We start from the raw sequence: 15,267 nt of genomic DNA, 5'->3' as shown, positions 1-15,267 counted from the left end.
AAATAACTTGCCTTAGGGCCACTCGAAGGTACTAGAATAATCACCATAGGGTCACAGGCCCTGAATTCTAGTCCCTTCATCGGAAAAAAAGGAGTCGAATCTACTAGTGACTAAAGAAATTAACCAACAAACCTTAACCGGGGAACGTGCCCTGTTCCAAGGACATGACCTCCATATTACGAATAGTACCTTTGTTGACGGGGAATCCCCGTTGAAGCACAGCCAAAACGTGGCCATTGACCACACCATTTTTAAGTGGAAATATCCGCTGTGGTACACGCACCACGCGACCCTGGATCACACCACCTGGCAACCGGACGCCCACGCTGGCATTTGGTACAGTGATGACCTGACCATGCGCCACAGCCTCGTGCGAGCCACCAAGACCTTCCGGCACGCGTCGCATCTCAAGCTAGACGATGTGACCTTTGCCAACGCCGGAGAAACTCTCTGGTGGTGCCAAGACGTTCAACTCGATAACGTCACGGCTACCGGGGACTACTTTGGGATGAACAGTGACAACGTCGTGGCCCACAACCTTAAGATTACGGGTAACTACGCCTTCGATGGCAGTAAGAACGTCGAGGTACACAACTCAACGTTCATCACGCACGATGCCTTTTGGAACTGTGATAACGTGACCGTCTACGATTCCACCATCATTGGCGAATACCTGGCCTGGAACACGAAGAACATCACCTTCGTTAACTGTTGGCTGGAAAGTGATCAAGGGCTGTGTTACGTGGACCATTTAACCTTGAAGAATTGTTCGTTGATCAACACCGACCTGTCCTTTGAATACTGTACGGACATCGACGCGACCATCAACACGGCAATTGATAGTGTTAAGAACCCCGTCAACGGTAAGATTACCGCACCCGCCATCGGCCAAGTGATTTTCGACGATCCCGCCATCGACCCGCAACGTACCACCATTACCACGACCAAGGAGGCTTTGCAATAATGCGCTATGACTTTTCTGAAATGATTGACCGGCGTCACACCGATTCCGTCAAGTGGGACGTGAAAGATAATGAACTGCCCATGTGGGTGGCGGACATGGACTTCCGCACAGCCCCAGCGATTGTCGACGCCATCAAGCACAAGGCCGACGCCGGGATCTTCGGCTATGAAGAAGTACCGACTGCCTACTTTGAGGCCGTGGAACACTGGTACGCCACGGAACACAATTGGGATCCCAATCCCGACTGGATGCGCTTTGTGACTGGTGTCGTGCCCGCCATCTCCTCTGCCGTGCGGCGGGTGAGTCACGTGGGCGACAATGTGTTGGTCCAAGCCCCCGTCTACAATATCTTCTACAACTCCATCGTCAATAACGGGCGGCACGTGTTGGCCAACGACCTCCAATTCCACGACGGTACCTACGACGTGGACTGGAACGACCTGGAACAAAAGCTCGCTGACCCACTGACGACGCTGATGATTCTTTGTAATCCCCACAATCCAGTGGGTAAAGTCTGGCAACCGGCCGAATTACGACGCTTGGCTGACCTCGCCTTAGCGAACCACGTCACGGTCTTCTCTGACGAAATTCACGGCGATATCACGGATGCGGGCCACGGCTACTTCCCGTTTGCCTCCGTCAGTGACGCCGCTGCTAACAACAGCATCACCGCCGTGTCTCCCAGCAAGACCTTTAACGTCGCAGCGTTGCACGCGGCAACCCTGATCATCCCCAACGAAAATTTGCGGAACAGTGTCGACCGCGGCATTAACAGTGAAGAATTGGCCGAGCCCAACGCCTTTGCCATTCCGGCAACGATTGCGGCCTACACGCAGGGGGCGGACTGGGTCCATGAACTCAACGAAACGATTACGGCCAACAAGCAAACGTTGACGACCTTCATCGAACAGAACCTGCCCGACCTCCACGTCATTCAGGGCCACGCCACTTACCTGGTCTGGATCGACTGTCGCGATGTCACGCATGACACCCAGGCATTGTGTGATGTGATTCGCCAAACGACTGGCCTGTTTATCACCGCTGGCGCCGTTTATGGCGGCGATGGTCACGACTTTGTCCGGATCAACGTTGCCTGCCCAGCCGAACGCCTGCAAGACGGCCTCGACCGCTTGGCCCAAGGGATTCACACGTTTGAACAACGATAAATTGCCGCGCCTGAATGTTAGCTCGCCTAACGTCCGGGCGCTTTTTTTTGAGCAAATTTTATCAGGCGATAACACTTGCCTGTCAATCCGCTAGTCGCCCGTGATATACTGAATTTGATAGCGATTTCACTCGAATTTACAAGGAGGAGTTTTATCATGCCAATCAATCCAGCAGATGCCCAGGATGTTTACCGGGATGCCGGCGACAATATCATGTTTACCACCTACGTTATGGACCGTAACGACCTCGCTAAGGATCGCGCGGCCATTGCCGAATTTGCCGATCGTCTCGCCGCCATCGAACGGAGTATGGCCATTCGCGCACAAGATGCCAATCTTCGCGTTGCCTTTGGTTTTGGGGCGACCGCGTGGAAATTACTTTTCCCTAACGCCAACGTGCCCAAGGAACTGGTCGATTTTCAGGAAATTAAGGGCCCCAAGTACACGGCGCCGGCCACACCCGGTGACCTGTTCCTCCACGTTCGGGCCAAAGACACGGCCGTGGTCTACGAAGTCATGGATCAAGCGCGTGAATTCTTACGTGACTGGACGACCGTGGTGGACGAAACGCCTGGCTTCCGCTACTTTGAAGGCCGTGCCATCATCGGCTTCATTGACGGCACGGAAAATCCGGCCGGTCCCGACGCCACGCAGTACGCCCTGATTGGTGAGGAAGACCCAGAATTCATCAACGGTTCCTACGCCTTCGCGCAAAAGTACTTGCACAATATGGACGCCTGGAACGCGCTCAAGACCGAGGGCCAGGAAAAATCCATCGGTCGTCACAAATTCAGTGACCGCGAACTGGACGACACCGAAAAACTACCGAACGCCCACAACATTGCCTCGCAAGATAATGCGGACGGCATCGAACACAAGATTGTGCGGATGAATGTGCCCTTTGCGAAGCCAGGTCAAGGCATTGTCGGCACCTACTTCATTGGCTACGCCCGCCATTTCACCGTGACCCAGCGCATGTTGAACAACATGTTCACGCAGAGCGACCGCTTGCTGGACTTTAGCACGCCAATCACCGGCGCCGCCTTCTTTATTCCTTCGCGGCGCTTGCTGGAAACCATTGCGGACGGCGACTACGGAATCGACTAGTCACTGACGCTAGCCGATGGCCTTGTTTTAAACGCGACCGTGGCCACCCACCCTTCTCAAGCGGATAGTCACGGCCGTTCTAACACTTAACTCCCCAACCAGCCACACCCCGCAAATTCTCGGCGGGCGTGTGGCTGGTTTTCGTTTCCACCTAGACCAGCTGGGGATTCTCATCATTACCGAAACTTTTCAATTTTTCCTGAGCCGCTATCTTAAACACTTGCGAGCGCATACAATCAAGTCACTAACGTTGACGTTCCGGGACTATGGGCGTATCTTAGTAGAGTTACCATTACGGATAATTCACGATTGGTTTGCATTACTTTGGGTAATCTCACCGGTCAATTCACTTTACAAGGAGTTGAACCATTTTGGACGAAGCTGAAAGAGAGTCCGGCCCATGGCGCCGAAATTTGCGGGTTCTCTGGTTTTGTACGTTCGTTGCCGGCATGGCGTTTAGCGAGATCATGCCATTTCTATCGTTGTATATTAGTAGTTTAGGCGACTACACCAAGTCGCAGGTCACCATGTACAGTGGGCTGGTCTACGCCGCCGATTTCTTTGTCAGCGCGATTGCCTCGCCACTCTGGGGGATGGTCGCCGATCGTAAGGGTCGTAAACTGATGCTGTTACGGTCATCACTCGGGACCGCCGCTGCCATGGCGTTGATGGGCTTTGCCACCAGCGTTTGGCAGTTAGTGGCGTTGCGGGCACTGCAGGGGGTCTTCGCTGGATTCATTTCAAATGCACAGGCGTTGGTCGCTTCACAAACACCGCGGAAACACAGTGGCGTGTCACTCAGTACGTTGATGACCGGGGTGACCAGTGGCATGTTGCTGGGACCCGTCATCGGTGGGGTGCTGGCGCAAGTCTTCTCGATTCGCCTGACCTTTTTCATCACGGCCGCCCTATTATTTATTACGTTCCTAATGAGCTGGGTGATGGTCGAAGAAAAATTCAAGCCGGTCACCAAGCAGCCGGATGCGCCAAAGAGTCACAACCCGCTGGCCGCCTTCCCGAATCCCAAATTAATTCTGGTGCTGTTGTCTTCCACCATGATTGTTCAATTCGGGAACATTTCCATTTCGCCAATCATCAGTCTGTACGTCAAGGAACTGATGCACAACGTCGGCCCCATCACGGTGGTCGCCGGCGTCATCGCGGCTTTACCAGGGATTTCAAATATCTTTGCTTCCCCGCGGCTCGGCCGTTACGGGGATCAGCACGGCTCTGGTAAGGTCTTGATCTTCGGTTACGTGTTTGCCTTTCTGATGTACCTGCCGCAAGGGTTCGTGACCAGCGTCTGGATGCTCGGGATTCTGCGGTTCATGGTCGGGATTTCTGACGGGGCCCTGTTCCCAGAAATTCAAACGCTACTGACGAAAAATTCGCCGGTTGAGTTGACCTCCACCGTCTTCAGTTGGAACCAATCCTTCCAAGCCATCGGCAACATGATGGGCTCACTGCTCGGCGGCTGGCTAGCCGGAGTCTTCAACTACAATGCCGTCTTCTTCTCGACCGCGCTGTTGATGCTGGTTAACCTGGGTCTCATCTGGTGGCTAGTCCCAGAGATTCGTAAAGCTCATGTAAAAACTGCTTAACATTAAGTACAGATAAATGCCTCATGGTTAGTTGTGCGTCGACTAATCATGGGGCATTTTGCATTCTGTTAAATTGCGAATAATCGTAGAGAGGTATTCTGTGACGACTAGATTTAAAAAAATCTTAGTCCAGATATTAAGAAAATCTTAAGACGACAAAGCTTTCGTCACATCACCTGTCATTTCACGATAGACACTTTTAGAAAACAAAATCAGCGATCCATAAATTTAGGACACACAGTGCGTCAATCCACGACCTTTCCTCATATTCTGAGCCTTAATAAATATGAAAGCGCTATCAATTAGCTAAGGAATCTGTCCGCCATATATGTTAAACTAAGCACGTATATTTCACCACCATCACTATTTTGGGAGGAATATCCTATGACCCGATTATTACATAAAATTCTCATTAGTGGCCTGTCATTAACGCTATTCACCGGTGTTGCTGCACCGGTTATTGGTCAGGCAGATACGTCAACAACCACGACGCCAACCGATACAGCCAATACCACTTACACGATTGGTACGGCGGAACTACCTTATAATGTCATCGTGGACAGTCAAGGCAACACGCACCATGATTCTTGGTATCCGCAGGAATCCCAGACTCTTTCAGCAGAGACCATCCAGGATCCAAGTTTTTCGACCGATTTTACGAAACGCTATTCAGCAGGTGATCCAGAATCCTTGCAAGCCGCACAAGCCAGTAACGTTTCAGATCAGCTGCATAAACTCACAGCAGAACCGTTAACTGTTGCAAGCGGTGAACATCTTTCACAATATTTTGTTGACAATTGGTCTTTATCAGGTGTACCAACAGAGCAGACATTAATTGACGGGTTTCAAAGTTCAACGACCTTCATGGCTTGGCTTCTTAAAGTCATGAGTGAGAAAAAATTAGGTATCGTAAAATTCAGCACCATTCAGACTGAATATAATGACTCTATGAGAAATCAACTTACAGCAATAGACGCTTTATTTGGTGGCGATAGTGTAAGCGCGTTTGATTCGTCTTTCGCGAATGAACAAGCATTTGACAGCCTTGTTAGTGGGGAGACCTTTGATCAATATAAAGCGATTTATAACCTGACTGATTACACCGATGCCCAATTAGCCACATTGGATCCAGATGCCTCTGGTAAGTTAGCCCTTTCAGTCCTGAATACCCCCATGACTGACCTAATAACCAAGCCAGCCAACGCGACCACTTATCAGGCGGATGGCCTACTATCTGCTACAAATGGTTATCCTGGATTCTTCGTCTTTAAAGATCCAACGACCCCAACGGTACCAACGGCTACTAGTCACGCTGTCACCGTCCACTATGTCGATGATCAGGGGCAGACTCTCAAGCCGGATAAGATACTAACGGGTACCTTGGGCGATTCCTATAAGACCGACCCACTGACGATCACCGGTTATAAGCTGACTAAGACTACCGGCAAAGAATCAGGGGTTTTCAGCAGTTCCGACCAATCTGTGACCTACACTTATAGTAAAGTGACAACTGACAATGTCGTTAAGAATTCCGCTATCTATGGCATTAAGAAGCTTAACCTCTATTCTTCCCCGACCTTCAGTAAGTCTGCAAAAATCGCTACCTATGCCAAGAAGGCCCGGATGAATCGCCCAATGTTCAAGGTGATTGGGATGACGACTTCCAAGAGTGGTGTCAAGCGCTACAAAGTGATTGACCTGAATGGCTCAAAAAAGACTGGCTACATCACTGCGAATGCTAACTACACGGCACCACTCTATTACGCCACAAAGCAGAACCAAGTGACCGTCATCAATCCCAGCGGTCTGAATGCCTACGCCAAGGTCTCGTTGACGGGTAAAAAGATCCACTATAAGCAAGGCCAAGTTCTCAAGGTGAAGACCATCGTTGGCCATAATCTGACCAACCGTTTCTTACTCAGCAATGGCAGCTATATTTCTGCGAATAAAAAACTAGTTATCGCCGGAAAATATACGACGCCAAACAAGGTCCTGACCAAGACAGCCATCAACCGATATGGCAACGCCAACTTAACCCAGAAGAATCGACACATTGCCAAAGCTATCACGCTCAAAGTTACCGGTTACGCCTACTCTAATGCCAACAATTTCCGTAAGAGCGATACGTTACGATACAAAGTCGCTGGTGGCTACATCACTGCAAACGCGTCCTTTGTCCGTGTCTTGAACTAAAAACTAGGATTCAAAAAAGAGACGGTCAAAACCAAATTGGTTTTGACCGTCTCTTCGTTTAGCTTAAATTATCCAAAAGGATTTCATCATATGCCTTGAGTTGCTCCCCTCCATTCATACTGGCCAGTGGCTGAACTCATCACACTAGTCATGGAAAGTTTTGGGAACGGTGTACTAGCATTCACGAGCGACTCCCGAACCTTTAACCACGAAAGAAGCGCTCTCCATTCGAGCCAATTCAAGGCTATAGCCTCTAGTCAAAGGATCTCACGACTAGTTGGACCCATCACAGGGCCTCGCTGAGCCCGATTAAGTTTCCGCAAATAGTTACTGACCATCTTGTGACGACCTGCTTTCAAAAAGCTTGGACAAGTTATTAAGAAAGTCTTAAGCTGCCGAAAGCTTTGTCACATCACCCGCAATTTTGCGATAGACACTTATAGAAAACCAAATCAGTGTCCCAAAATTTAGAACGAGCAAAAACTCCACGACTAGTTGTGATCACTAATCGTGGAGTTTTGTTGAATTCTGTGAAGTTTAAATTTCAAAAAAGCTTAGCCAAAGTATTAAGAAAGTCTTAAGCCACGAAAACTTTCGTCACATCCACCGTAATTTCGCGATAGACACTTATAGAAAACCAAATCAGTGCTGCTAACCGCCAGCAATCTAGCCAGCGAAGCGTTCAAGCGGGCTCTCTTCACCCAGCCCAAAAGACGCTGCCGGTGTGACTGCCACGCCGAGCATACTGCTGATGCTACCGAAACCGTCTACCAGGTCAAAGGCCACGCCGGCTGCCAGCAACGTTTGCCGTGCTTGGCGTTCTTCCAATGGTAATTCTTCAATGTCGTCGGTCCGACTGATGATCAGTTGCGGACTGCCCGCCGCTTGGACGGCCGTGGCCAAGATGGTCGCCGTCCGGGCCAAGCGAATCGTTGGGACCAAAGCCACGACCAGGTCTTGGTCCAACATTGCGGCACTCAGGCCACCTTCGTCCAACACTTCTTCGGTCAGCGCCGTCACGGATTCTGGCAAACGCACCGCACTGGAGGTGTAGACGGTCAGGTCGAGCTGACTATTCTGGCTGAGTTGGCGGACAAAGTTTTGGCTGGCGGCATCGATGGCCCCAGCAAGTAGGATTCGTTTCAAAGTCGTAACTTCCTTTCATGTCGTTCATGTATCGTTTGAGGCGGTGAACACCTTCACTCTTAAATCATGTGTTCACCGAATATGTCTAACTGCGATTGGAACGGGACTTTTGACTAAGGCTGTTCCACTGTTCCAGCCTATCTTGGTCACCCGCCGAGGAAAATCGCTTTCACAATCCCCTCACCCAATGTAAATGATTATAAAGGGTTACACTAGGTCGAAGGCAACCCCTAATTTAAAAAAAGTTCTAAGAAAATTAATAAGCAATTACTTATTGAAAACTCATATTAATATGTTACCGTTACGAAATACCCTTGGCAGCGGCCATCTTGGTCGCGCAGTTGCCCCCAGAACTCATTTACACTAACTGATTATCAACAGAGAGAATTGTTATCCTTTGGTGAACCCTCGGCTTTCGTGTACAATGGGGGCAACTGCAACTGTAAAATCATATACGACCGGTCTCCAGGCTGCTCCCGTCTAACGTGTGCTCCCGGCACTCCGATCGTTATTTTTGGTTGCTGGTTAAATGCCGGGCCTCCGGGAGGGTGAAAATAGGACTGGATTGCTGTGGGCGATCGCACGGAGCCAAAGGGCGGTCTCCGTGCTTACTTTGAGCCGCAAGAGTCGCGTCTCAAAGGTATCAACCCCCTAAGTGGCCAAGCCCGCCGCTAAGGGAGTTCCCACGGCTTGGCCTATTTTCACCCTCCCTGCGGCCAACATGGATTTAACCCGCCGCCAAAATCAGCTGTTCGGCCATCACTTTCCTGTCACTGGAAAAATTTTCGTTATCCATGCCGTTTGACGCCTAGGCCACTGAAAATGCCGACACCCGTGTGAGTGACCAGAGGCGGATCAAGCTACCCAGCTGTGTCGAGAGACTTAGCTGAGTGATTTTCTCAGCTTAGACTCTGGGACGACCTTGGAGCCTCGCGCCTTTCAGCGCGGCTTCAAGGCGAGGCGGAAGACCGCCCCTCAGGCTGGAGCCGGTCCCCACAGCAGGGCAGCTTGAATCCGCCGCCGGGAACGGCGGTCACCTCGGGTCCTATTTTCATCCTCCCGGAGGCGCTGACAAAGGACACCACAAAAACAAATGCAATTTGCAACATCACTATACAGGAGGTTAATCTATGCTACTTTCAATGGAACATCTACGTAAGGAATATCCGAATGGCAAGATTGCCGTCGACGACTTCAACCTCGAAGTCGACCGCGGTGAATTTATTGCGTTCATCGGGACGTCCGGTTCGGGGAAGACCACGACCATGCGGATGATTAACCGCATGCTGAAACAAACGTCCGGTACCATCAAAATTAATGATAAAGATATTTCTAAAATGGACCCGGTCAAGTTGCGGCGCTCAATCGGCTATGTCATCCAAAACATTGGCCTGATGCCCCACATGACCATTCAGGAAAACATCGAAATGGTTCCCAAGCTCCTAGGCTGGTCCAAAGAAAAACGAGCCGAACAAGCCCACAAAATGATTGAGCTGGCGCAACTCCCCGACGACATGCTGAAACGCTACCCCGGTGAGCTTTCCGGTGGTCAACAACAACGGATCGGTGTCGTCCGGGCCCTCGCAGCCGATCAGGAAATCATTTTAATGGACGAACCCTTCGGCGCGCTGGACCCCATCACCCGTGAATCCCTGCAGGACCTGGTCAAGCATTTACAAGAAGACCTGGGCAAGACCTTTATCTTCGTGACCCACGACATGGACGAGGCGCTCCACCTGGCCACCAAGGTCGTCATCATGAGCCAAGGCAAGCAGGTGCAAGTCGACACGCCCGAAAACATTTTGCGGCACCCGGCCAACGACTTCGTCACCAATTTAATCGGTGAGGAACGCTTGATCCGGGCACAACCCAACATCCTGTCCGTCAGTCAGATCATGCTCAAGAACCCCGTCTCCATCACGCCCGACAAGACCGTCGACGACGCTATCGACCTGATGCACGAACGGCGGGTTGATACCCTGCTGGTCACCGGTGACCAGGGCGTGCTCGAAGGCTACGTTGACCTGGAAGACATCAACCGGATCACCGACCCCCACACCGCGATTGGCGACTTCACCAACCGCAAAGTCTTCTTCGTGAAGGCCGATTCGCTGATTGGCGATACCGTCGACCGGATTTTGAAACAGGGGGTTAAAAACGTTCCTGTGGTTGACCAGGACAAGCACCTGGTCGGCATCGTTACCCGGACGGCCTTAGTCGACATCGTTTATGATGCCTTGCGGGGCGCACCGGAAGCCAACGAGGAACCCGCTTCGCCAATCAACGCGGACATTCATGCCGCTGCCACGCACGATGAAGGGGGCGCCACCCCACAATGATGCATTTTCTAGCAACTTACGGGACGCAGCTGATTGCTAAGACTGGCCAACACCTGTACATCTCGGCGGTGGCCCTCGCGCTCGGCGTGATTGTGGCCGTTCCGCTGGGCATCCTGTTGACGCGGATGAAACACGGCGCCAACTTTGTGATTACCCTCGCCGGCGTGTTGCAGACCATCCCCGCCATGGCGCTGTTAGCCATGATGATTCCCATCTTCGGGATTGGCTCCACACCAGCGATTGTCGCCCTGTTCATCTACTCCCTCCTGCCAATTCTGCGAAACACGTACCTCGGCATGCAGGGCGTGTCCCCGACCGTGCGCGACGCGGCCAAAGGGATGGGCATGACCTGGTGGCAAATGATGATTCAGGCCGAGATTCCGCTGGCCGCACCGGTCATCATGGCAGGTATCCGGCTGTCCGCGACCTACGTGATTGCGTGGGCCACCCTGGCGTCTTACATCGGTGCCGGCGGCCTGGGCGATTTCATTTTCAACGGGCTGAACCTGTACCGCTCTGACTTGATTCTCGGCGGGTCGATTCCAGTTATCCTGTTGGCGCTCATCGTCGACTACTTATTGGGTAAATTGGAAACGGCCGTCACGCCGCGCCAATTACGCTAGGAGGCCACTATGCGAAAACATTTACGTCAATGGCTCGCAGCTTTTCTGGTCGCGGTCGTCCTCCTGCCTTTGGGTGGGTGCGCACTGCCGGGACTGGCTGGCTCGGGCAACAACACCGTCCGCATCGCGTCACAGAACACGACGGAACAACAGATCATGGCTTACATGATTGCCGGGATGATTGAACACGACACCAACCTGAAGACCACCATCATCAACAATCTGGGCTCCGGCAACGTCAGCTTTAACGCCCTGAAAAACAATCAGGCGGACATTTCATCCATCCGTTTCAACGGGACCGACCTGACCACCATTTTAAATGAAAAATTTGAGCGGGATCCCGCCAAGGTCACATCGATCGTCACCCGGGAATTTCAGAGCCGCTACCACATGACTTATTTCAAAACGTACGGATTCGCCGACACTTACGCCTGGATGGTCAAGCCGGCCTACGCCAAGCAGCACCACCTGAAAACGGTGAGCGACTTGAAAAAGCTCGCGCCAACCATGAAAGTCGGGATTGACCAAATTTGGCAAAACCGGCAAGGCGACGGCTATCCGGCCTTCCAGAAGATGTACGGCTACAGTTTCGGCACGGTCTTACCGATGCAAACGGGCCTGCTCTACGACGCGCTGTCGGCTAATAAAATGGACGCCATTCTGGGCTACTCCACCGACGGCCGGGTCGCCAGCTACCATTTAAAACTGTTAAAGGATGACAAGAACTTCTTCCCGCCGTACGATGCCAGTCCGGTCGCCACCGACGCCATTTTAAAAAAGCATCCGGAACTCAGAACCGTCTTGAACCGCATGGCCGGCAAGATTTCCTTGAAGACCATGCAACAGTTGAATTACAAAGTCGACGACCAACTGGAAGAACCCCAGACGGTTGCCAACGATTACTTGAAGGCGCACCACTACTTTGAAGGGGGGAACAACTAGTTATGAAAGACATGGGTCTATTCAGTCAGCTGGTTTACTATTTTAGCCACAACGGGATGTACGTCCTGAGTCAATTTAACCAAACGTTCCTCGTCTCCATCTACGGGGTGTTGCTGGGGGCCATCGTCGGGATTCCGCTGGGCATTTGGATTTCCCAGTACCGGCGCTTGTCGCCCGTCATCATTGGGATTGCCAACGTCATTCAGACGATTCCGTCGCTGGCGATGTTGTCGATTCTGATGCTGGGACTGGGTCTCGGCCAAACCACGGTCATCGTGACCGTCTTCCTCTACTCGCTCCTGCCGATTATCAAAAATACGTATACCGGCATGCTGAGCGTTGACGGCGACGTGCTGGACGCGGGCAAAGGGATGGGCATGACACGCTTTCAAGTCATGATGACCATCCGGATTCCGCTCTCGCTGTCGGTCATTATCGCTGGGATTCGAAACGCCCTGGTCATCGGGATTGGGATCACCGTAATCGGGTCGTTCATCGGCTCCGGCGGTCTCGGCGACATCATCGTGCGTGGGACCAACGCCACGGACGGTGGGGCCATCATTTTAGCGGGGGCTTTGCCGACCGCGCTGATGGCGATCATCACCGACTTGGTCCTCTCCTTCATCGAAAAGCGCCTGACGCCTAGGACTTCTTCTGAACCTTAGATTGTTTTGGATTGTGTTAGGGATTTAGGTCAAGAGCATTAATGCTGGCCGCCTGCGGCTTCCAGGACTGCGCCTGCTGTGGGGCCGGTTCCAGCCTGTGGGACGGGCTTGCACCTCAACTTTGAGCCGAAGTTCGCGTCTCAAAGATTGTCCCATGCTGTAAGGCCGAGAAAATTCGCTCGGTCTAACACCATCGACACAGCTGGCTCCGATAGGCGTTCAGATACCACTTTGGTGTTCGGAACGTCTTGGGCAGCGGTGGTGGTTAGCCTGGGTGGTTGCGGGTCAGTGTTGGCTTGCGGCTAGCTGGCGTTGGAACTGAAACGTTATTCGCTGTATACCATAACGAAATAAATTGGTGTCACCCGCCTTACCGGCTACTTAGTCGATTCGGTGGGTGGCGCTTTTTAGTTTCGGAAGACTAACGGCACGTATCTAGGACTATTGCAGTCAGTGATAGTCCTTTCTTCAGTTGAAATTCGGGGTAACTTAACTGGGTGAACATGGCTTTAAAAATAAGCCCCGGTTAGCCCGTCGCTACGCAATCAATGCTATACTATTTGAAGTTATCTATGTAAAGAAGCTGAAAACCTCAGCACGCGATTTCCAGATAAAATAATATCAAAAACCAAACGAGATGTTGCTAAAACCACAACAACAGAACGTGGCCAAGACTTCGTACCAAGCTGAACAAATCTGAACACGCCGGCCAAACGAACAACCAGCCCGCAGCATTTTCAGTTGATGCACAACATTCAGCCGGAGGCAGCTAGGTGCGGAGCTCCCGTGTCGTGGCTGTTGGTCGGTGGGCTGCCGGCCTCACAGCGCCATGGTGCAGTCAAGACTTGTAGCGCCAACCCGATTCCTGACAATAACACCAAAACACCCCGGCCAAACGAGCAACCAGCCCGCAGTATTTTCAGTTGCTGCACAACATTCAGCCGGAGGCAGCTAGGTGCGGAGCTCCCGTGTCGGTGCTGTTGGTCGGTGGTTTTCCGGCCTTACAGCAACAGGCTGCGGTCAAGACTTGCGGGTTGGGCAAGGCTTGACCACAAGCGCGAAGACCGCCCTTTGGCTTCGGGCGTGCCTCACGGGGCGGAGCACCTAGCTGCCGCAGGCGGCAAAGTTAGAACCAACAAAGAAAACCAAGGAGATGATTGCGTGGAGCGGTTACGGCAAGCGGGGGTCGACTTTTCCGTCGGCACCCTGAACTTTCTAGCAAATATCGGCATCATGCTCCCCTACATTTTGATGCTACTGAAGTACCAACAAACCCAGAGTGCAACGTACCTAATTGCCCTGGTGGCCTTCTACATGTCGCGAGCGGCCAGCATTTTCTACACCAAACGACTGAATCTGCGGTCGACGACCTACCTGATTGTCAGCCTGGTGCTGGGCGCCGTGGGCAGTCTGACGTTTGCCATGACGGAGGCGGTGGGCTGGCTGATTATTGGTGGGCTCCTGTGGGGCTACAGCGCGGCCACCATCTGGCCCTACTTTTTAACGGTGAAGCTGCACCTGAGTCAGTCGACTGATTTTAAAATGAAACGGCTGTACTGGGTGATTTTCCTGGGACTTGGTCTCATGCTGGGCGTGGACCTGGCTGCCGGCTGGAGTTACACGCTGACGTTTACCGTGCTGGGCCTGCTTTATCTGGTGGCCCTGCCTGGCGGGATTCTGCTGGACAACTTCACCAACGACTTCTACCAGAACCGCACGACGCATCCCCACGGTCTCCATCAAGGCTGGCGGTGGGTTCTGTCGCTGATTGGCTTTGCGGCGATTGCCGTGTTGACCACACTGCGCAAGGCGACGGTCAACCTGCCGAGCTGGCTCCTGCTGACGATCGTTGGGGTGGCGCTGATTGTGCTGGCCATCGAGCTGTACGGCGACCGCCACGTCCTGCCCAATTACAAGGTACGCCTACTCAACCGGGGATTCCTGGTCAGTCTGGTGCTGCTATTTAACGGGTTCTTCGCCTACTTCTATTTTGGGAGTGTGGGGATGTACGTGGTCTTTGCGCTGTATCTGATTGGCTTTGAGGGCGGTTATGTCATCTTTGGTAAACTGGGTAAGGGGTCGACTAAACGGGCGCTACGGCTTAGCCAGGTGAGTCTGCTGGCGGGGCACCTGTTCCTGTTGATTCCGTGGAAATACACCTACGTGCTGGGCATCCTGCTGATTACGCTCTACGTGGGCTACGACAATCCCACGATTAACGCGACGTTGTACGGGTCACCGGATATTGACCACGATATGGCCATCGTTCACAAATACCGGTTCTCCACGTATGGCGGCCTGTTGTGCCAGCTGGTGATGTTTGGCCTGCTGGTGGCCGTCAGTGCGGGCGCCGGCCAGTCCGTGCTGGCCTTCTTCAAACCGAGTGATGCCAGTGACTTCTGGCTGTACACCTTAACGATGAGCTGGCCGTTGACACTGGCGTCGTTGGGGATTTCGCTGGGAAATATTTTGCATGAACCTAAGGGCTAGCCGTGCTTGGCGGGCCTTTTTTACTTGGCAG

11 protein-coding genes are annotated in these 15,267 nt (G+C 52.4%); 10 read left to right on the top strand and 1 reads right to left on the bottom strand.

Features of this window, described 5'->3' with window-relative positions; genetic code table 11:
* Window positions 1-106: 106 nt before the first annotated feature.
* The 5 genes from EKM99_RS01645 (at window position 107) to EKM99_RS01625 (ending at window position 7,031) form a co-directional block, all read left to right on the top strand.
* Window positions 107-964: a DUF3737 family protein gene (locus EKM99_RS01645; protein ID WP_125580280.1), complete on the top strand. Its 858-nt coding sequence runs from the start codon at window positions 107-109 to the stop codon at window positions 962-964.
* The gene (locus EKM99_RS01640) at window positions 964-2,130 is read left to right on the top strand and encodes a MalY/PatB family protein (protein WP_125580278.1); all 1,167 of its coding nucleotides are present in this window, start codon (window positions 964-966) and stop codon (window positions 2,128-2,130) included. Before EKM99_RS01645 ends, EKM99_RS01640 begins: the two co-directional genes overlap by 1 nt.
* A gap of 156 nt (window positions 2,131-2,286) precedes the next feature.
* Window positions 2,287-3,237 carry a Dyp-type peroxidase gene (locus EKM99_RS01635; protein ID WP_125580276.1) on the top strand — a complete coding sequence of 317 codons (951 nt, stop codon included), beginning with the start codon at window positions 2,287-2,289 and terminating at the stop codon, window positions 3,235-3,237.
* Between the two features lie 371 nt (window positions 3,238-3,608).
* A complete protein-coding gene (locus EKM99_RS01630) occupies window positions 3,609-4,838 on the top strand; it encodes an MFS transporter (protein ID WP_125580274.1) in 1,230 nt (409 codons plus the stop codon).
* Between the two features lie 384 nt (window positions 4,839-5,222).
* Window positions 5,223-7,031 (top strand): DUF5776 domain-containing protein, encoded by a 1,809-nt coding sequence (locus EKM99_RS01625; RefSeq protein WP_125580273.1) that lies wholly within the window; start codon window positions 5,223-5,225, stop codon window positions 7,029-7,031.
* 666 nt (window positions 7,032-7,697) lie between these two features.
* Here EKM99_RS01625 and EKM99_RS01620 read toward each other — a convergent pair.
* Entirely contained in the window at window positions 7,698-8,177 is a 480-nt protein-coding gene (locus EKM99_RS01620; protein ID WP_191983286.1) for a Rossmann-fold NAD(P)-binding domain-containing protein, read from the bottom strand.
* Between the two features lie 1,130 nt (window positions 8,178-9,307).
* Between EKM99_RS01620 and EKM99_RS01615 the strand changes: the two genes are divergently transcribed.
* From EKM99_RS01615 to EKM99_RS01595, 5 genes are all read left to right on the top strand, one after another.
* Entirely contained in the window at window positions 9,308-10,516 is a 1,209-nt protein-coding gene (locus tag EKM99_RS01615; RefSeq protein ID WP_125580270.1) for a betaine/proline/choline family ABC transporter ATP-binding protein, read from the top strand.
* The gene (locus tag EKM99_RS01610; RefSeq protein ID WP_125580268.1) at window positions 10,513-11,139 is read left to right on the top strand and encodes an ABC transporter permease; all 627 of its coding nucleotides are present in this window, start codon (window positions 10,513-10,515) and stop codon (window positions 11,137-11,139) included. Before EKM99_RS01615 ends, EKM99_RS01610 begins: the two co-directional genes overlap by 4 nt.
* 9 nt (window positions 11,140-11,148) lie before the next feature.
* On the top strand, window positions 11,149-12,081 hold the full coding sequence (locus EKM99_RS01605; protein WP_125580266.1) for an osmoprotectant ABC transporter substrate-binding protein: 933 nt from the start codon (window positions 11,149-11,151) through the stop codon (window positions 12,079-12,081).
* Window positions 12,082-12,083: 2 nt separating this feature from the next.
* Complete coding sequence (locus EKM99_RS01600) at window positions 12,084-12,746, top strand: ABC transporter permease (protein WP_125580264.1); 663 nt, start codon at window positions 12,084-12,086, stop codon at window positions 12,744-12,746.
* A 1,161-nt stretch (window positions 12,747-13,907) separates the two neighbouring features.
* Window positions 13,908-15,236, top strand: coding sequence for a hypothetical protein (locus EKM99_RS01595; protein WP_125580262.1), 1,329 nt, complete (start codon window positions 13,908-13,910; stop codon window positions 15,234-15,236).
* Window positions 15,237-15,267 lie beyond the last annotated feature (31 nt).

The organism is Levilactobacillus cerevisiae (assembly GCF_003946245.1).
GTDB lineage: Bacteria > Bacillota > Bacilli > Lactobacillales > Lactobacillaceae > Levilactobacillus > Levilactobacillus cerevisiae.
The sequence above is the reverse complement of the archived record's forward strand: the minus strand, read 5'-3'. Positions and strand labels throughout refer to the sequence as shown.

What these genes read in the sequence shown, in the direction of transcription:
- EKM99_RS01640 (WP_125580278.1), top strand. Translation starts at nt 964, where the DNA reads ATGCGCTATGACTTTTCTGAAATGATTGACCGGCGTCACACCGATTCC.
- EKM99_RS01625 (WP_125580273.1), top strand. Translation starts at nt 5,223, where the DNA reads ATGACCCGATTATTACATAAAATTCTCATTAGTGGCCTGTCATTAACG.
- EKM99_RS01600 (WP_125580264.1), top strand. Translation starts at nt 12,084, where the DNA reads ATGAAAGACATGGGTCTATTCAGTCAGCTGGTTTACTATTTTAGCCAC.
- EKM99_RS01605 (WP_125580266.1), top strand. Translation starts at nt 11,149, where the DNA reads ATGCGAAAACATTTACGTCAATGGCTCGCAGCTTTTCTGGTCGCGGTC.
- EKM99_RS01610 (WP_125580268.1), top strand. Translation starts at nt 10,513, where the DNA reads ATGATGCATTTTCTAGCAACTTACGGGACGCAGCTGATTGCTAAGACT.
- EKM99_RS01635 (WP_125580276.1), top strand. Translation starts at nt 2,287, where the DNA reads ATGCCAATCAATCCAGCAGATGCCCAGGATGTTTACCGGGATGCCGGC.
- EKM99_RS01615 (WP_125580270.1), top strand. Translation starts at nt 9,308, where the DNA reads ATGCTACTTTCAATGGAACATCTACGTAAGGAATATCCGAATGGCAAG.